Annotated in this window: 20 protein-coding genes, 1 tRNA gene and 1 pseudogene; 9 read left to right on the forward strand and 13 right to left on the reverse strand. The window is 59.2% G+C overall.

Annotated features, from left to right (window positions below; genetic code table 11):
• Positions 1–146: 146 nt before the first annotated feature.
• The 3 genes from wrbA to AC1DM5_RS30460 all read left to right on the forward strand — a co-directional run bounded on the left by wrbA (position 147) and on the right by AC1DM5_RS30460 (position 1,245).
• Positions 147–743 carry an NAD(P)H:quinone oxidoreductase type IV gene (gene wrbA / locus AC1DM5_RS30450; RefSeq protein ID WP_007812977.1) on the forward strand — a complete coding sequence of 199 codons (597 nt, stop codon included), beginning with the start codon at positions 147–149 and terminating at the stop codon, positions 741–743.
• A 151-nt stretch (positions 744–894) separates the two neighbouring features.
• A tRNA-Leu gene (locus tag AC1DM5_RS30455) sits at positions 895–980 on the forward strand.
• Between the two features lie 133 nt (positions 981–1,113).
• Positions 1,114–1,245: a hypothetical protein gene (locus AC1DM5_RS30460; protein WP_477822898.1), complete on the forward strand. Its 132-nt coding sequence runs from the start codon at positions 1,114–1,116 to the stop codon at positions 1,243–1,245.
• Here the strand turns inward: AC1DM5_RS30460 and AC1DM5_RS30465 are convergent.
• The 8 genes from AC1DM5_RS30465 to AC1DM5_RS30500 all read right to left on the reverse strand — a co-directional run bounded on the left by AC1DM5_RS30465 (position 1,242) and on the right by AC1DM5_RS30500 (position 6,720).
• Positions 1,242–1,760 (reverse strand): methylated-DNA--[protein]-cysteine S-methyltransferase, encoded by a 519-nt coding sequence (locus tag AC1DM5_RS30465; protein WP_477822899.1) that lies wholly within the window; start codon positions 1,758–1,760, stop codon positions 1,242–1,244. The two genes, AC1DM5_RS30460 and AC1DM5_RS30465, sit on opposite strands and share 4 nt — an antisense overlap.
• Positions 1,761–1,890: 130 nt before the next feature.
• On the reverse strand, positions 1,891–2,640 hold the full coding sequence (locus AC1DM5_RS30470) for a 2OG-Fe(II) oxygenase (RefSeq protein ID WP_477822900.1): 750 nt from the start codon (positions 2,638–2,640) through the stop codon (positions 1,891–1,893).
• The gene (locus AC1DM5_RS30475; protein WP_477822901.1) at positions 2,637–3,203 is read right to left on the reverse strand and encodes a methylated-DNA--[protein]-cysteine S-methyltransferase; all 567 of its coding nucleotides are present in this window, start codon (positions 3,201–3,203) and stop codon (positions 2,637–2,639) included. The genes AC1DM5_RS30470 and AC1DM5_RS30475 overlap by 4 nt, the downstream gene beginning before the upstream one ends.
• Before the next feature lie 152 nt (positions 3,204–3,355).
• Positions 3,356–3,607, reverse strand: a complete 252-nt coding sequence (locus AC1DM5_RS30480) for a hypothetical protein (RefSeq protein ID WP_477822902.1) — start codon at positions 3,605–3,607, stop codon at positions 3,356–3,358.
• Positions 3,608–3,637: 30 nt separating this feature from the next.
• Complete coding sequence (gene alkB, locus AC1DM5_RS30485) at positions 3,638–4,288, reverse strand: DNA oxidative demethylase AlkB (RefSeq protein WP_477822903.1); 651 nt, start codon at positions 4,286–4,288, stop codon at positions 3,638–3,640.
• Positions 4,281–5,375, reverse strand: a complete 1,095-nt coding sequence (gene ada / locus AC1DM5_RS30490; protein ID WP_477822904.1) for a bifunctional DNA-binding transcriptional regulator/O6-methylguanine-DNA methyltransferase Ada — start codon at positions 5,373–5,375, stop codon at positions 4,281–4,283. Before ada ends, alkB begins: the two co-directional genes overlap by 8 nt.
• A gap of 266 nt (positions 5,376–5,641) precedes the next feature.
• On the reverse strand, positions 5,642–6,091 hold the full coding sequence (locus AC1DM5_RS30495) for an ester cyclase (protein ID WP_477822905.1): 450 nt from the start codon (positions 6,089–6,091) through the stop codon (positions 5,642–5,644).
• A 266-nt stretch (positions 6,092–6,357) separates the two neighbouring features.
• Positions 6,358–6,720, reverse strand: a complete 363-nt coding sequence (locus tag AC1DM5_RS30500) for a VanZ family protein (protein ID WP_477822906.1) — start codon at positions 6,718–6,720, stop codon at positions 6,358–6,360.
• 196 nt (positions 6,721–6,916) lie between these two features.
• Here AC1DM5_RS30500 and ilvA point away from each other — a divergent pair, with 196 nt between their 5' ends.
• The 3 genes from ilvA (at position 6,917) to AC1DM5_RS30515 (ending at position 10,046) form a co-directional block, all read left to right on the forward strand.
• Entirely contained in the window at positions 6,917–8,167 is a 1,251-nt protein-coding gene (ilvA, locus tag AC1DM5_RS30505) for a threonine ammonia-lyase (RefSeq protein WP_477822907.1), read from the forward strand.
• A gap of 36 nt (positions 8,168–8,203) precedes the next feature.
• Complete coding sequence (locus tag AC1DM5_RS30510; protein WP_477822908.1) at positions 8,204–8,533, forward strand: HlyU family transcriptional regulator; 330 nt, start codon at positions 8,204–8,206, stop codon at positions 8,531–8,533.
• Between the two features lie 241 nt (positions 8,534–8,774).
• Positions 8,775–10,046, forward strand: coding sequence for a GGDEF domain-containing protein (locus AC1DM5_RS30515; RefSeq protein WP_477822909.1), 1,272 nt, complete (start codon positions 8,775–8,777; stop codon positions 10,044–10,046).
• An 11-nt stretch (positions 10,047–10,057) separates the two neighbouring features.
• Here the strand turns inward: AC1DM5_RS30515 and AC1DM5_RS30520 are convergent, their stop codons facing one another.
• The gene (locus tag AC1DM5_RS30520) at positions 10,058–10,834 is read right to left on the reverse strand and encodes an SDR family oxidoreductase (protein ID WP_477976506.1); all 777 of its coding nucleotides are present in this window, start codon (positions 10,832–10,834) and stop codon (positions 10,058–10,060) included.
• A gap of 107 nt (positions 10,835–10,941) precedes the next feature.
• Here AC1DM5_RS30520 and AC1DM5_RS30525 point away from each other — a divergent pair, with 107 nt between their 5' ends.
• A complete protein-coding gene (locus AC1DM5_RS30525; protein ID WP_477822911.1) occupies positions 10,942–11,520 on the forward strand; it encodes a TetR/AcrR family transcriptional regulator in 579 nt (192 codons plus the stop codon).
• 49 nt (positions 11,521–11,569) lie between these two features.
• Here AC1DM5_RS30525 and AC1DM5_RS30530 read toward each other — a convergent pair whose 3' ends face one another.
• The gene (locus AC1DM5_RS30530; protein WP_113325199.1) at positions 11,570–12,184 is read right to left on the reverse strand and encodes an FMN-dependent NADH-azoreductase; all 615 of its coding nucleotides are present in this window, start codon (positions 12,182–12,184) and stop codon (positions 11,570–11,572) included.
• A gap of 141 nt (positions 12,185–12,325) precedes the next feature.
• On the opposite strand from AC1DM5_RS30530, the gene AC1DM5_RS30535 reads away from it, so the two are divergent.
• Both AC1DM5_RS30535 and AC1DM5_RS30540 read left to right on the forward strand, forming a co-directional pair.
• Complete coding sequence (locus AC1DM5_RS30535; RefSeq protein ID WP_477822912.1) at positions 12,326–13,294, forward strand: LysR family transcriptional regulator; 969 nt, start codon at positions 12,326–12,328, stop codon at positions 13,292–13,294.
• Positions 13,295–13,482: 188 nt separating this feature from the next.
• Positions 13,483–14,040, forward strand: coding sequence for a DUF2087 domain-containing protein (locus tag AC1DM5_RS30540; RefSeq protein WP_477822913.1), 558 nt, complete (start codon positions 13,483–13,485; stop codon positions 14,038–14,040).
• A gap of 40 nt (positions 14,041–14,080) precedes the next feature.
• Here the strand turns inward: AC1DM5_RS30540 and AC1DM5_RS30545 are convergent, their stop codons facing one another.
• From AC1DM5_RS30545 to AC1DM5_RS30555, 3 genes and pseudogenes are all read right to left on the reverse strand, one after another.
• On the reverse strand, positions 14,081–16,069 hold the full coding sequence (locus AC1DM5_RS30545; protein WP_477976508.1) for a bifunctional 2',3'-cyclic-nucleotide 2'-phosphodiesterase/3'-nucleotidase: 1,989 nt from the start codon (positions 16,067–16,069) through the stop codon (positions 14,081–14,083).
• A gap of 144 nt (positions 16,070–16,213) precedes the next feature.
• Positions 16,214–16,528 (reverse strand): annotated as a pseudogene (locus AC1DM5_RS30550) (PilZ domain-containing protein); the annotation flags it as partial.
• Positions 16,529–16,615: 87 nt separating this feature from the next.
• A complete protein-coding gene (locus AC1DM5_RS30555) occupies positions 16,616–17,497 on the reverse strand; it encodes a DMT family transporter (RefSeq protein WP_477822915.1) in 882 nt (293 codons plus the stop codon).
• Between the last annotated feature and the right edge of the window lie 43 nt (positions 17,498–17,540).

Consider the following 17,540-nt stretch of genomic DNA (forward strand, 5'->3'; position numbering starts at 1 on the left):
GCCCAAGGGGCGAAACGAAACGGCAAGTGAAATTTCGTCTACAGGCGGTGAACAGTGAGTTCTTGCGCGCAGGGCTATGTTGAACGGGATGCGCTGCTAGAACGGTCTCGGTTACGAATTTCAATCAATCCTTGATGGAGATAACAATGGCGAAGATTCTCGTCCTCTACTACTCGGCTTATGGCCACATCGAAACCATGGCTTATGCCGTGGCGGAAGGTGCGAAGTCTGCCGGCGCTGATGTCGTCGTCAAGCGCGTTCCGGAACTGGTTTCCGAAGAAGTCGCCAAGGCTTCCTACTACAAGCTCGATCAGGCAGCACCGATCGCCACCGTCGATGAACTGGCTGACTACGACGCGATCATCGTCGGCTCCGGCACGCGCTTCGGCACGGTCACTTCGCAGATGCGCAATTTCTGGGACCAGACCGGTAGCCTGTGGTTCACCGGCAAGCTCGTCGGCAAGCTCGGCTCGATGTTCACCTCGTCTGCTACGCAGCACGGCGGCCAGGAATCGACGATCCTCGGCTTTGTCCCGACCTTCCTGCATCACGGCATGGCCTATGTTGGCCTTCCCTATGCCTTCCAGGGTCAGATGGGCACGGAAGAAGTCAAGGGCGGCTCGCCCTACGGTGCGTCCACCATCACCAACGGCGACGGCTCCCGCCAGCCTTCGGCAATCGAACTCGAAGCTGCCAAGTATCAGGGCGCACACGTCGCCAAGATCGCTGCAAAGCTCGCCTGAGTTCAGCCTAGATCTTTCTGCAAGACGGCGGTCCTTTTGGGCCGCCGTTTTATTTTGGGACAGTGTTTACCAGACAGGTTTTTCCGCCACCCACAGAGCCGCGCAAACATTTTCTTGACGAATCCGCCTAAGTCGTTGATCTGGACGGCGCGCGAGCGTGGCGAAACTGGTAGACGCAAGAGACTTAAAATCTCTCGGCCTTAGGCTATACGGGTTCGATCCCCGTCGCTCGCACCATCTTCATAAACGTGTTCGAATGTGCTTGTATAGTGTGGATAAACCATAGGCAGCGCTTGTCTATGGCGTCAGTGCTGCAAAAAATATAGGCACTGTGCGGTTGAGTAAGTGTTGTCTTAGTGGGAGTAAGACGATGGTTTACGACTGGGATGGAGCAAAAACGCGGCGCGTCAGGCTCTTCAAGATGAGTGCCTTTCTACTATTGGGAACGGCGGTGGCAGCGGTGCCGCTGTTCTTCTGGGCGTTGCAGTTGCGCGGTCTCTAGACAGTTTTGAGGGTCCCGAGCCGGTGCTCGCGTGCCAGCAGGTCGCGCTTCCGCTTAAAGCCCCAGCGGTAGCCCGAGATCGAGCCGTCCTTCTTGATGATGCGATGGCACGGAACGAGGACGGCTACGGGATTTGAAGCGATTGCTTCGGTCACGTCTCGGGCATCGCGCGTGCCCAAATTGGCCGCGAGCGCGCCATAATTCGTCGTTTCGCCCATGGGTATGGCACGCAGCATCGACCAGACCTTGGTCTGGTAGGGAGTTCCGCGCAGATCGAGCGGAATATTAGGATCAAAGCCAGGGTTCTCGATTGCCTGCCCCACCTTCACAAGGACGTCGCCGAGATCCGCCTGGCCGTCAATGACGTCGGCTTCCGGAAAACGTAAGCGCAAGGCGTCCTCCATTGCGGAGCGCTGCGAACTGAACTCCAAGGCGACGATTCCCTTGTCGGACATGGCGACAATGAAGTCGCCGAGGGAGCTGATCCCCCATGCGAAGCGGATGACTTCGGGCATTTTTGCCTCCTGTGGAACTGTTTGTATCTAAGGGATAGAAGTTTGCTGCGGTGCAGCCGATCCGGTTCTTGCTTTCAAATCGGAAAAGGCGCGATGCCGCCTGATGGCTCCGGAGGCATCCACCGTGTCCTTACCGCGCGTCGTGGAAAATGATCCCGACGGTGTGGCGCATGCCGGTGCGGATGCGGCTCACGCCATGGCGCAGGTTCACGCGGTAGTTCCCCTTCGAACCCTGTACCGGCCGGTTATGAACGGCGAAGGCAACGGCATCGCCCTGGCGAAGCGGGACCACCTCGGCGCGGCTTTGCATGCGCGGCCGCTGTTCGGTCAGCACGAATTCGCCACCTGTGAAATCCTGTCCGGGTTCGGACAAGAGGATCGCAATCTGGATCGGGAACGCGAGATCGCCGTAGAGATCCTGGTGAAGGCAATTGAAGTCACCAGGAACATATTGCAGCAAAAGCGGTGTGGGACGCGTCTGGCCGGCATCGTGGCACTGTTCGAGAAAGGACGAATGGGTATCGGGATAGCGTTCGTCGATCCCCATGCGGGCATTCCATCGGTTGGCAACATCTGCGAGATGCGGATAGAGCGCCGTCCGTAAGCCACCGAGCAGGCCCGGAAGCGGATAGTTGAAATAGCGGTATTCACCCTTGCCGAAACCATGCCGAGCCATGTGGATGTGACTACGGAAGTGGCTTTCGTCCGAATAGAGCATTGCGATGCCGAGGCACTCATCCGGCGAGAGGAGCTTTGGCAGAACGGCGCAGCCATAATTGTCGAGATCGCCTGCGAGCGACCGCCAGTCGTAGCTGGCTACGCGTGCCTCCGTGGACATGTCCGCAGCGGTCGGGGAGATAGTCGGGGAAGGGAGGCTCATGTTATCGCCTCCTTCCGGAGCAGCTCACGCTTGCGTTCGATACCCCAGCGATAGCCCGCGAGATCGCCGTCGCTGCGCACGACGCGGTGGCAGGGGATCGCCAGTGCAATTGGATTGGCGGCGCAGGCCGCGCCGACCGCGCGGGGCGAGGTCTGCGCGCCAACATGACGGGCCAATTCCATATAGGTTGTCGTCTTGCCGGCAGGGATAGCACAAAGCTTCTCCCAAACGCGGCGCTGGAATGGCGTTCCGCGTATGTCGAGCGTGAGATGAAGTCCGTCAGCGGGCTTCTCCACGAAGAGGATTGCTTTCGCCAGATCATCGTGGACCGCGATCTCGTTTGCGATGAGTCCGGCTTCGGGAAACCGGTTCACAAGATCATCCGTGAGATCTTCGTCCTTGTCGCCGATAAGAATTGCGCAGACGCCTCTGTCGCTACGAGCGACCAGCACTCGGCCGGGGGCGCATTCGCCGATCGCGTATGAGAGGGTGTCGATACCAGGATTGGCATTCTTTGCCGCGGGTGCAGGCCGCGAGTTGGTGTTGGAAATCACGAGGTTCATTGAACTAACTCCTTCATCTGTCCTCATGATCGAAACTATCCGGCCGCCGGCTCGCCCGAACTCCGGTCCTTGCTCTCAAATCGGAGTTCTTCTTTTCGGTATCCGGCACAAAGTGTCGCGACACGTGGCATCGGTCCAGCGAGCGTAGGGTCTCACGCAAGGCGGACGATCACGGTCTTCGCCAGCAGGAACGTCTCTCCTGTTTGGAGACAGAGCCGGATATCTCCGTTGGCGAGCATATCCCACTCCGCAAGGCCATCGATGACCAACTGATTGAAATACGCCATCACGAGCGATCTGGCGGGATCGGCATGGAAGAGTTCGTCAAACGCATCGGAAGTGGTGTCGGTGCCGGAAAGCCGCCGCCTTCTGTTCTTGGCGTCGAATCCATCGTGCGAGACCATATGAAACGTCCTTGCTCCGGCGCCGAACCGTTACAGCGCACCGCGGAAAGTCAGGTTGATGCGCATGCGTCCGACGGTCTCATGGTGACCTTCCTTCAATTCCGCCACTCCGTGATAACAAAGGCGCGACGGGCCGCCCCATACTGCGACGTCCCCATGCCGGAGAGCGAACGTCTTCACAGGGTCGTTGCGTTTCAGGCCGCCGAACTGGAACGTCGCTGGCAAGCCTAGCGAAACCGAGACAATCGGATGGGCAAAATCCCGCTCGTTCTTGTCTTGATGGAGCGACAACCGGGCACCGGGTTCATAGCGATTGATCAAGCATGCGTCCGGCCGGAACACCTGATACCCTACCTCTGTCGCGGCCGCGACCGCCAGATCGCTAAAGGAGTCCGGCATGGACGGCCAGGGATTGCCTGTCTCGGGATCGATGCGATCGTAGCGATATCCCGTCCGATCCGCGACCCACCCGGCCCGGCCGCAATTGGTCATAGCGACGGACATCATGTAGCCGCCCGGTGTGACCATATGCCGGAAAGGAGATGTCGCGGTGATATCGTCCAGCGCCCGCAGAAGGTCGTTTTCGAAAGGAAGTGCGGCACCACGCAGCAGCATTGCCCCTTCAGTCATTATCTCTCTTGGCGGGTCCGGCGGGACAATACTTTCAAACAGATCACGCATGATCGGATGGCTCCAGATCAGACACTTCCCGGTCGATCAGGGCGCGCTTGCGCTCGACGCCCCAGGCGTAGCCCGAAAGAGCGCCGTCATTGCGAATGACACGATGGCAGGGAATAGCGACGGCAAGCTTGTTCGCCGCGCATGCTCCGGCGACCGCACGTACCGCCTGCGGCGAACCGATCCGTTGGGCGATTTCAGCGTAAGAGATTGTCTCACCAACGGGAATTTCCCGAAGCGCCTGCCAGACACGTTGCTGAAAGGCGGTGCCGCGGACATCCAAGGGAAGATCGAGGCCGACGCCCGGCTTCTCGACGAAACCGACGACGCGCGCGACCAGCGCCTCGTAATCCCTGTTGGCGCCGACCAGATGAGCCTTTGGAAAACGGTCCTGCAGATCGTGGACGAGCTTGTCCGGATCGTCACCCAGGAGGATGGATACAACACCCTTCCTGCTCGAGGCGACGAGGATGGCGCCCAGCGAAGTCTGCCCGACCGCGAACTTGATCTCTTCGTTGACACCACCGGCGCGATACTGCGATGGCGTCATGCCCAGCATGCCGGTCGACTTCTCATAGAAGCGTCCGCTGGAATTGAAGCCTGCGTCATACATCGCCTCGGTAACGGTATTGCCGGAGACAAGGCCCTGACGGACCTTCTCAGCGCGATGTGCCGCGGCATAGGTCTTCGGTGTCAGCCCGGTCACGGCCTTGAATACGCGGTGGAAGTAACTCGGGCTGCGGCCGACCCTATCAGCCAGTTCTTCAAGCGAAGGCTCTTCCTCGCTCTCCTCGATGATGCGGCACGCTTTCGCGACGAGGGTCGCGTTCTCGTATTCGAGCGACGGTCCTTCCGGATTACAGCGCTGGCAAGGCCGGAATCCGGTCGCCCTGGCGCTTTCGATACTGTCATGGAGCTGGACATTCCTGGGATTGGCAATCCTGGAGGGACACGACGGCCGACAGTAGACGCCTGTCGTCGAGACTGAATACCAGAGATGTCCTTCGGCAGTCTTGTCCCGCTCGACGATACGCGCCCAGCGAGGATCGTCGGCGACTAACGAGATGGCAGCTTTATGTGCCGTGGTCATGGTTTATCGCCTCATATGGTTGAAGTGATCGTCCCGCAAAATCCTGTCGGACACACTCCCATTCTTGCTTTCAAATCCGAATAGCAGCCACCCGATTTCATCCGAGAGGAGTGCCTTGCCGACCGGCGTTGATGCCCTGGCTGGTCAAGCGCATTGGAGTGATGCCGTTCAAACGAAAAAGAGGTCCGCACTGGAAGCGCGAACCTCGTCCGAAAACCTGTGAAACGTCGCTTGCCGTGGAGCCGGCAAGCGACAGAATGCTTCGATCAAGCAGCCTTCATCAGCCCGAGCTGGGTGAGGGCGGTTACACCGTCATCGAGACCGATCTCCTCGACGATCCTGCCGTCGCTCAGCTTCAGCACCGTGGTGCCGGTGAAATGCATCTTGCGGCCGGTCGCGGCCGGGAGGCCGCCAATCAGGAAGTCGTTGAAGGCTGGACCGGTATGGGTGCCGCCGCCCTCCCACTGGCCGACGACATAGTCGCCCTCGGCAATGAGATCGGCCGTGCCCCAGAAGTTGAGATCGGGAAATGCGGCGCGGAAATCGGTCATGAATGCCTTGATGGCGTCATGGCCGCGGCGGGGTTCGTGCAGCGAATATTTGAGCAGCATGTCGGGTGCCGCAATCTCGTCGATGATGGCAAGGTTGACGTCCTTGCCCCAAAATTCGGTGAACCAGCACACCACGACGGCCTTGTTCTCTTCTTCCTTGCTCATTGAAATGGGTCCTCTGATCTGTTTCGGGAGGATCATCGAAACCGCTCGATGACCTGAGCTTGGGAATGGGTGCGTATCGGCTCCGTGGAACTCCGGTTCTTGCCTCGAAATTAAAAGCATACGGACGACGCCAATGCTGAGGAGCCAACTCGAGCTAATATGCAACGGCTTCACCGGGAACGGCGGTGGCAGCGGCACCGCTTTTCTTCTGGGTCTTGCAGTTGCGTGGGCTCTAACGTTCCCGCCCGTTGTCAGCGTCTGGCAAATTACGCGGCGGCATTCGCCCCGGTTTTCGCTTCACGCCACTTGTTGAAAACCCAGCCGACGGTCAGGCCGAGTGCCGCGCCCATTGCCTTGACGCCTGCATCGTGAAGGCGCGCATGCCGCGTCGGCGACAGGTACTGCAGATATTCGATCGCGACCGCGCCGAAGATCAGCAGCACGGCAACCGTTTTCCATTGTTTCGGATAAGCAAGAGCAAAAGCCAGCCCTGCCGCCAGGTAAGCCGCGGCACGGTCGATGTCAGGTGTTTCGATCGTGTGGGGTCGCAATTCGATCGGCGAAACTGTGACGAACAGGATGAAGGCGAGAAGAAGCCACGCCAGAAGCTTTGTGATCTTGGATGTCATCGTGCCGTCATATTAGCAATTGCTGTGCGCCATCAAGTTAAAAGCCGTCCACGTAACCTGGATCTTAGGCCCAATCTGAAGACGCGCTTAAGGAAGCCTTTCATCGGGCGAACCGCAAATGGCGCAAACGGGCTTCTTTCCACAAGCGGCCTGTGTCATAGCGACGTCTGGATTTTTGAAGAATGGACGAACGCCCGTGACAAGACACGATGTCGAAGGCGCAGAAGAGGCAATGCGCAGCCTTTTCCCCGCTACGCCGCTGCAGCTCAATGATCACCTTTCCGCCCGCTACGGTGCCGATATCTGGCTGAAGCGCGAGGATCTTTCGCCGGTGCGATCCTACAAGATCCGCGGCGCGTTCAATTTCTTCCGCAAGGCGATTGCCGAAGGTGCGGGCGGCAAGACTTTCGTCTGCGCGTCAGCCGGCAATCACGCGCAGGGCTTTGCCTTCGTCTGCCGCCATTTCGGCGTGCCTGGTGTCGTCTTCATGCCGGTCACCACGCCGCAGCAGAAGATCGACAAGACGCGCATGTTCGGCGCCGGTTTCATCACCATCGAGCTCATCGGCGATTTCTTCGACCAGTGCTATCAGGCCGCCCGCGATCATGTGGAAGCGATCGGCGGCGTCATGGTACCGCCCTTCGACCACGTCGATATCATCGAGGGACAGGCGACCGTTGCCGCAGAAATCATGCAGCAGCTTCCCGAAGGCACGGTGCCTGACATGGTCGTCCTGCCGGTCGGCGGCGGCGGCCTTGCCGCCGGCATCACCGGCTATCTCGACGGCATCGTCGCGAAATCCGATTTCGTCTTTACCGAACCTGCCGGCGCGCCGAGCCTGCGCCGCAGCCTCGAGGCCGGGCAGGTGGTGACCCTTCCCAAGGTCGACAATTTCGTCGATGGCGCGGCCGTCGCCCGCATCGGCGACCTGAATTTCGCAGCCCTCAAAGACTTCTCGGTCGATCAGGTCCGGCTGATGCCGGAAAACGCCATCTGCGTTACCATCCAGGAAATGCTCAACGTCGAAGGCGTGGTGCTGGAGCCAGCTGGTGCCCTGTCGCTGACGGCGATCGCCGCCATGGATCGCGAGGCCATCAAGGGCAAGACGATCGTTGCCGTTGTCTCCGGCGGCAATTTCGATTTCGAGCGACTGCCCGATGTCAAGGAAAGGGCCATGCGCTACGCCGGCCTGAAGAAATACTACATCCTGCGTCTTGCCCAGCGCCCCGGCGCGCTGCGCGATTTCCTCAACCTTCTCGGACCGCATGACGATATCGCGCGCTTCGAATACCTCAAGAAATCGGCGCGCAATTTCGGTTCGATCCTCATCGGCATCGAAACGACGGCTCCGGAAAACTTCGCGACGCTGGTCGCCAATTTCGAAAGATCAGGCATGGGCTTCGAGGACATTACCGAAAACGAGATCCTCGCAAACCTGATCATTTGACTTTGCGTCCACTGCACTGCGTGCTAAAGGCGAATTATGGCTTCGTTTCTTTCAAACATTCTTTCGGTATTCTCCGGCGGCGGTAAATCCTCCACCGAGGCAGCTGCGGGTCCTTCCGGTGAACCGCAGCTCTATGGCGACTGCACCATCTATGCGGAGCCGCAGAAGGAAGGCGGCCAGTATCGTCTGGCCGGCCGCATCGAAAAGAAGGTTGGCGAAGAGGTTCTCGTGCGCAAGTTCATTCGCGCCGATCTCTTTTCCTCGTCCGATGATGCGATCGAATGCACGGTGCGCAAGGCGCAACAGATCATCGATCAGCACGGCCCGTCCCTTTTCGGCGATGGCGAGAAGCTTCGGCAGGTCTGAGCGCTCATTAGCCGGACAAGGCTTGTTTGAGCGGCATTTCCCGTTGTTTTTCAAAACTATGACAGCATTTCAGTGCTGAAAATCGCTGCTTTGCTCACCTAATCTTAAAGGATTATGGTGAAGGTGGCGCCTGCAGGTTTTGCAGGGCGCCGCATGTGTTTGAGCTTTCCGGACGACTGACCAGAAGATCCGCTGCGGCGGCTGTGGCTCTCGCACGCGGTCCTGTTGTAGGCGGAGGACCGTGATGGAGCTCTTCAACTCCGCGCTCTTCATCTTCGAAGCCGTCGGCTATTTCGTGCTGATGGTCAGTCTCCTGCATTTTCGCCAGCGCCTCGGATTGGGCGTCTTCCTGACGGCGCTCGGCGTCATGCATTTCATGGAGACCTATCTCGCTGCGGTCTTCTATGTTTCCCTGCCGTTCGGGAACGTGTCGCCGGGCTCTTCGATCTTCTTTTCCGGCAAGCTGATGATGATCCTCATGCTCTACCTGCAGGAGGATGCGGCGACCGTTCGCCAGCCGATCTATGGTCTGTTTCTCGGTAATCTCCTGACCGTCGCCATTGCCTGGGTACTGCAGCTTCATCAGCCGCTGGAACTGTCGCCCGGTCATCCGGCAGACGTCGATTTCCTGAAGGAAATGGGCTGGCTGATGGTGTGGGGAACGGCAATCCTCTACCTCGACTCGCTTGGCATCATTCTGCTCTACGAAAAGCTTGGCGATTTCATGCGTCGACGCGTGGTGCTGCGCTTCATGATCTCGGGCCTCGTGGTTCTGACCTTTGACCAGATCTGTTTCTTCAGCGGCCTGCACTATTTCATGGGCGTGCCGATGGCGGCCTTCTGGGCCGGATGGAAAGCCAAGATGCTGGCCGTCTGCCTCTATTCCCTGATGTTTGCCATCTACGAATACCGTATCCGCCGGGCCGGCGTTGCTGCCTCGGCCCGCTCGATCAGCGACCTCTTCGGCGATCTGACATTCCGCGAGCGCTACAACGATCTCCTGGAACGCACCGGCCGCGACATGCTGACCGGCGTCTATGACCGCAGCCGTATGGAGCTGGAGGCGCCGCTGATGGTGCGCGAGGCGCTTCGGCAGGGCCAATATGCGACCGTTCTCATCATCGATGCCGACCATTTCAAGGACGTCAATGACGGCTTCGGCCATCTGCAGGGCGACGAGGTTCTGAAGGCCATTGCCTCGAGGCTCGGAACGACACTCCGCTCCAGCGACCGCATCTTCCGCTTCGGCGGCGAAGAGTTTGTTGCCGTTTGCCCTGGTACTGGCCATGAGGAGGCATTGCTGCTCGCCGAACGCCTGCGTTGGACAATTGTGACCAGCGTGAAGACGCCTGACGACACGTCCGTATCTGTGAGCATAGGTGTCGCAACCGCCGACGAAGATGGTGACAGCTTCACGACTGTGCTTTCGGCGGCAGACAGCCGCCTCTACGAGGCAAAGAAGAGCGGCCGCAACTGTGTCGTCGGCCGCTCCGGTGTCGTAAAAGTCAGCTAGATCAGGTCCGCTCAGGCGGTGCGGAAGATCTTGGCGCCGGAGGGAGCGCTCGTCATGCCGCCATCGACGGTAATCTCGATTCCCGTGACATTGCTGGAATCATCAGAGGCGAGATAAAGCGCAGCCTTTGCTATCTCGTCTGCTTCGCTCATGCGACCGAGCGCGCTCATATTCCCGAGCTTTTCTTCCAGTGCCGTCATCGCATCTTCCGTCTGCGCGTAGGGCGACCAGATCGGCGTGCGCGTGCCGCCCGGCGTTACCTGATTGACGCGGATGCCGCGCGGTGCGAGCTCGGAGGCGAGGTTGCGGGTCATGGAGCGCACGGCGCCCTTCGTGGCGGCGTAGGCCGACCAGCCCGGCGCACCGAGAACGGCGTGGACGGAGCCGTTGAGAATGACCGAAGCGCCATCGTTCAGATGTGGCAGTGCGGACTGAACCGTGAAGAAGACCGAGGTCAGGTTGGTGTTGATGATCTTTTCGAACTGTTCCAACGAGGTCTGGCCGAGCGGTGTTGCGCCGCCGATGCCGGCATTGGCAAAGACGATATCGAACTTGCCGACATCAGAAGCAGCCTCGGCGAAGATCTTTTCCGCTGCCGCGACGTCCGTGAGATCGATCTTCAGCGCCAGCACATCGCCACCGAGCGCCTTCTTGGCCGCTGCGAGCGTTTCCGGGTTACGGCCGGTGATGATGACCTTCGCGCCTTCGGCGACGAAGACCTTGGCGGTGGCAAGCCCGATACCGCTGTTGCCGCCGGTAATCAGCGCGACCTTGTTCTTGAGGCGCATGGGAATGGCTCCTATTGGAAAATACCTCGACCTGGATTATGATCGATATCTACAAGGATTATGATTGTAATCCACTTGAGTCAAGTCCGTATGTCGGGAGATTGTCAATGGGCCATTCGCAACTCGAAAAACAGAAGACGCACGACAGGATCGTCGAGATTGCCTCCAGGCGCCTGCGGGAGAAGGGGCTCGAGGGTATCGGCGTCGCCGATCTGATGAAGGAAGCCGGGCTGACCGTCGGCGGCTTCTACAAGCATTTTGCATCACGCGATGACATGGTGGCCGAAGCCATGAAGCTGGCTTTTGGATCCTGGGAAGCGAAAGTGCGTTTGGAGGGCAGGGCGCCGGCAGATATTCCGATGGCGGAATATTCCGCCAATTACCTGAGCGAACTCCATCGCGATGATGTAAGCGGCGGCTGCCCCTTTGCCGCGCTGGCCGCCGACCTTGCCCGCAGCGGCGAGAAATGCCGCTCGCTTGCGACCGAACAGCTGAAGACGAATCTCGGAAACATGACAGGCCGTATGAACGCGGTCGACGAGGTTGACGCACGCCGCAAAGCAATCATCGTTTCGTGCCTGATGACGGGTGCGGTCGGCCTTGCACGCATTGCCGACGACGAAAAACTCTCTGAAGAAATCCTGGAAACGGTCCGGTCCTTCGTCGATGGTTTCTCGGCAAAATGAAAGGGCCGGCTTGCGCCGGCCCCCTCGAGTGGAACTTTAAATTTGCAGATTAGGCAGCGAGAGCGAGTTCCTCGACGCGCGACTTGGCAGCGCCGATGGCCTTTTCCGCAGCTTCCGGACCGAAAGCGAGGCCCTCGACATAGATGGTTTCAATGTCGGTAATGCCGAGGAAACCGAGAACCGACTTCAGATACGGGACGGCATGGTTCATGCCGGCAGCCGGACCCTGGGAATAGACGCCGCCGGAAGCGAGGACGACATAGACCTTCTTGCCGGTGGCGAGGCCGACCGGGCCGCTTTCGGTATACTTGAAGGTGAGGCCGGCGCGGGCCACATTATCGATCCAGGTCTTCAGCGAAGAATAGATGTTGAAGTTGATGAGGCCCGTGCCGATGACGATGCTGTCGGCTGCGAGCAGTTCGTTGACCAGCTCGTCTGAAGTCTTGACGGCAGCAGCTTCCTGGGCGGTGCGGGCTTCCGGCGGCTTGCGGATGGCGGCGGTGAAGAGATCGTCGATGTGCGGCAGCGGGTTGGCGGCGAGGTCGCGGCGAACGACGACGCTGCCGGGGTTCTGAGCCTTGAGCTTGTCGGCCAGTTCAACAGCGATCGACGTGGAAAGGGACTCCGAACGCGGGCTGGACGTCAGAAGAAGAATGGAAGACATGGTTGAATTTCCTCTCGAATTGCGGTTCAGCAGCCGGTTGGGAGCGATGGGCCGCTGTGTTCGAGACAAGAAATAAGGCTGGCCCAGTATCGAAAAAACTGGGATAATGTCGATCAAAATTATCGATGGATTGGATGGAAGATGCTTCCCAACCCGACACTGGATCAATTGCAGGTTTTCCTGACGGTTGCCGAAACCGGTAGCTTTTCGGCCGCCTCGCGTGTGCTGAACCGCGCACAGTCGGTCATCAGCTATACGATCGCCAATCTGGAAGCCCAGCTTGAAGTGCCGCTCTTCGAGCGCTCCGGCGCCCGCCAGCCGAAGCTGACGGATGCCGGCAAGGCGATGCTTGAAGACGCCCGCCGCCTGATGGCTGACCTCGAAGTCATGCGCGCCCGCGTGAAAAGCATGAAGCAGGGGTTGGAGGCGGAGCTTTCTCTGGCGATAAGCGTGATGGTGCCAGCCAATGCCGTCATGATGGAGCTGCGTGAATTCCGCGAGAAATTCCCCAGCGTTGCGCTCAACCTCAATGTCGGCGAGCTCGGCATGGTCATGGACATGGTATTGAGCGACAAAGCCGACATCGGCATCGGCGGCGCGCTCGTGAGGCAGGAAGATTCGCTGATAGCTGAAAAGATCGGCTATTCCTTCATGGTTCCTGTCGTCGCGCCCGATCATCCGCTGGCGCGTATCGAGCGGCCCCTGATGCTGGCCGATGTGCGTGAAGAGATCCAGCTCGTGGTCTCCGACGCTTCTGGGCTTACCAAGGGGCGGGATTTCAATGTTCTGTCTTACAGGACATGGCGCGTCAGCGACATTGCGACCAAGCACCAGCTCATCAAGGGCGGTCTTGGCTGGGGCGGCTTGCCGGTGTCTCTCGTCGGTGACGATATCATGAAGGGCAATCTGGTCGCCATCAAGCTGGAGGCCTACGAGCAGGGCGAATACCCGATCTACGCCATGCGCAAGGCCGCCAACCCGCCAGGTCCCGCCGGCCAGTGGCTGATCGAAGCTTTCCGCCGACGGCTCTCCATGTGCCCGAGCCATGGCGAACTCATCAACATGCTGGGCATCGACGGACTGCACGCCATTCCCGAGGCTGCCGAATAGCCGCACGGTTGACGGGTTTCCGGCCTTTGCTATAACGGCGTCACGGTCTGCAGTTCACCGAGGCGTCGCCGTCCCGCAAGGGAAGCTAAACCTGCTTTAGAAAGATCATCAGCACTTGTCCTGTGCCGAAGTCGAAAGCCGGCGACCACCGACACCTTCTTCAGGGAACGGCGCGTTGAGGATAAGACGTGACCAGATCTATCTTTCCAATGGAAATCGCCGATCTTTCGGCTTTTGCCAAATCTCTCCGCAAGCAGATCGAAGCGCTCGCTGACAAACCGAGCCATGTCGAGATGCTCAATCTGCTGACTCGCGCGGCGGGCTATCGCAACTACCAGCATTTCCGCAGTGTGGCGCACTCCACCGAAGTCCTGAAGGACTGGAGCCTGAAGCTGGATCCCCAGCCTTTGCCGGACGAAGACCGTGTGCTGAAGGCATCGCGCCATTTCGATGGCAATGGTCAACTGATACGCTGGCCGGGCAGGAGGGGGCTGCAGGAGCTTTGCTTATGGTTGCTGTGGTCGAAAATACCGGCGAACACGGAACTGACGGAGCGCGAAATCAGCGACTTGCTGAGCCGCCTGCATCTCTTCGGCGATGCGGCACTGCTGCGCCGCGAGCTTTTCGATTTCGGGCTTGTCCACCGCACCCGCGATGGCAGGCAATATCGCCGGATCGAAAAGAAGCCGCCGGCCGAACTCGGCTTGCTTCTGCGTCGCATCGAAGCTGAGGCAGAAATTGTTTGAGCGAAAAGGGCGCGGTTGAAGAAACCGCGCCCCTGCGGCTTTAGAGAACCAGCCTGAACTTCGCGAAGCCCTCGGCGCCTTCGCCGGCATCCTCGATCTTCACGCTCTTGACGTCGGCAAGGTACTGCTTGGCCTTCGGGCCGCTTTCGAACACGACGGTCGTGCCGGGCAGGGGCTTGAAGGTCCAGTTGCCGTCGGCGGACGGGTTGATCGTGCCCTGATCATGGACATAGCGGACGATGACGTCGCGATTGGTATCCGGCGCCTGGAAGATCACCTTGTCGGAGGCGATGTCCGGGAAGCTGCCGCCGCCGCCGGCACGGTAATTGTTGGAAACGACGACGAACTTCTGGGCCGGATCGATCGGCTTGCCCTCGAAGGCAAGGTTCTGGATTCGGTTGGAGTCCGGATTGACGGCCTTGCCCGACGAATCATATTTCGGCGGCTGCGACAGATCGATCTGATAGGTCACGCCATCGATCACGTCGAAATTGTAGGACGGGAAGTCGTTGTTCAGCAGAAGCGCGTCTTTGGAGCCGGGCTCGATGTGGTTGAACATGCCGGCCGACATTTCCAGCCAGTTCTTCACCTGCGCACCGGTGATGGCGACGGCCTGAACCGTATTCGGATAGAGGTAGAGGTCAGCAACATTCTTGATGGCGATATCGCCGGCCGGAACATCCGTATAGTAGTCCGCGCCGCCGCGGCCGCCGGCCTTGAAGGGGGCTGCGGCGGAGAGAACCGGCAGATCCTTGAATTGCGTATCGGCCAGCATCTGCTTGATGTACCAGGTCTGAGCCTGCGAAACGATCTGCACGGAGGGATCGTCGGCGACGAGGGCGAAGTAGGAATAGAGCGGCGCAGAGGTCTTGCCGACAGGCGTGCGGACATAGGCAAGCGTTGCCTCATGCTCTGCCTTGGCGGCCTCGACCACTTCCTTCTTATCGGCGACGTCGGCAACGACTTTCTTCTTGTCGTCGCGATGGTAGATCGGCCGTGCTTCGGAGGTGAAGGCGACGATTTTCCAGCTGTTGCCGTCCTTCTCCAGCAGCAGGTCGATCAGGCCGAGATGCGAACCCCAGAAGCCAGCCATGACGGCGGGCTTGCCATGCAGCGTACCCTTGACCGGATCGGCATTGGTTATGCCATCCCAGGTTTTCGGGCCGGGGAAGACCAGATGCTGGTGGCCGGTGAAGATCGCGTCTATACCCTCGACGGCAGCGAGATGCAGCGAGGCGTTTTCCATCTTCTCGGATGGGCCTGAGCCATCGATGCCGGAATGGGAAAGGGCGATGACGATATCGGCGCCGGCTTCCTTCATGGCCGGCACCCAGGCTTTGGCGGCCTGAACGATATCGCGCGTTTGCGCCTTGCCCTCAAGATTCTTGATGTCCCACAGCATGATCTGCGGCGGCACGAAACCGATGAAGCCGATCTTGACCGGGCTTTCATTGCCGGCGCCGTCCTTGATCTGCTTTTCGACGATGATGTACGGCTTGAAGAACAGATCGTCCTGCTTCGGATCGGAAGCGAGCTGGCCCTTGGTCAGGTTGGCGCAGACGAACGGGAAATTCGCACCGTTCAGCACCTTGAACATGAAGTCCAGGCCATAGTTGAATTCGTGGTTCCCTAGCGTGCCGACCGTATAGCCAAGCGTGTTCATCGCCTTGACGACCGGATGCACGTCGCCATCCTTCATGCCGTGCTGATAGGCCATGTAATCGCCCATCGGATTGCCCTGCAGCACGTCGCCATTGTCGATCAGCAGCGAGTTGACGGCTTCCGCGCGGATCGTGTCGATGATCGTTGCCGTGCGCGACAGGCCCATCGTGTCGTTCGGCTTGTCGGCATAATAGTCATAGGGCAAGACGTTGACGTGGATGTCGGTCGTTTCCATGAGCCGCAGATGTGCCTGGTTTGCGGCAGCGCGGGCGCTGAACGGGTGCAGCAGCACTAGACCGGAAGTGGCGGCAAGACCGCCGAGCAGGGAACGACGGCTCATTGCAGGCACATCGAGAATGGAAGGCATGGAAACACTCCTTTTGACATCATGCATCACCCGGTTCGATGAACTTAGGATGATTGGCAAAGGAGTACATCGCGAAAATGACAGAATGGCAAAGACGATGCCGCCAAAGCGGCACCGTCCTGGAAAGCTTTACCGAACGCGTGGCACTTCGCGATGGAAGAAGCGGAAATAGGAGGCAATGAGCGCGCGGGCATTGGAATTCACGTCGAACTGGATGCCGACGCGACCATTATGTGTCCAGCGGATGACGCCTTCGAGCAGGCCGAGATTTTCGGCTTCGATGCGGACCTTGCTGCCCGAGGCCGCATGAAGCGGCGCTTTGACTTCGAGTGCGGCACCCGTAGCGGAAATATCCAGGATGCGGGCATCTACCTGGTTGTTCAGATAACGGATCTTGCCAAAAACGCGGCAGCTCCTGCGGTCGGCCTTGCGGGCCGTGATCTTGAGATTGCGTATCATGCTTATCCCCGTGACGAATTCGGGAGGAGCATAGGCAGGGAAGATTGAAATGCCTTTAGGCGCTTATTTAAAATTGCTGCGAAAGTCTCAATTCGGCACGACCGCTCGCCGCGCCACGACATGTTCGCGCCACACCGTGAAGATGCCGGCCGCGACCACGATGATCGAACCGATGATCATGTTCAGCGTCAGTTCCTCCCCGTAGATGAGCACGCCAAGGATAGAAGCATAGACAAGCTGGATATAGGTAACCGGCTGGACGGCGGCCGCATCGAGACTGTCATAGGCGCGGATCAGAAAATAGTGGCTCGAGGTGCCGGTCAGGCAGACGGCCAGCATCCACATCCAGTCCCAGCCCTGAACCGGCGTCCAGTAAAAAGGGCCGGCCAGTGTCATGACGAGAGCCCCGACGACACCCGTATAGAAAAAGCTCGTCATCGCAGAATCCTGCCGGCTGACGTAACGGGTGGCGATCACGTAAAGCGCGAAGTTGATGCAGGAGACGACGGCAAGAAGCAGGGTTACGTCGAAGAACCCGCCCTCCGGCTTGAGGATGAGCAACACGCCGCAAAGTCCGACGCCGATTGCCGTCCAGCGGCGCCAGCCGACCCTCTCCCCAAGCAGCGGAATGGCAAGCAGTGCGACGATGATTGGGGTCGCGGCAAAGATCGCCTGCGAATGCGCAAGCCCGATCAGCGCAAAACAGGTGATTGCCAGCACCACCTGCACGGCCAGCAGAATGCCGCGTGAGACCTGCAGAAAGGGATGTTTCGTGCGGGCAGTGGCGGCGATGCCACCGCGCATTTTCGAGGCCAGAACCACGGTGAACAGGCCGAAGGCCCAATAGCGCACCATCGTCACGAAGATAGGCGAATAGGCTGAACCAAGATGCTTCGAGATCGCGTCCTGCGCTGAAAAGATCGTCAGTGCCAGGAGCAGGAAGATATAGCCGTGAGTCTTGGATTTCATGTCTTGCCGTTGAAGCGGAGACGCCCGCAACATCATGCTAGGG

The sequence above is a fragment of the Rhizobium sp. 01T437 genome (assembly GCF_056398505.1).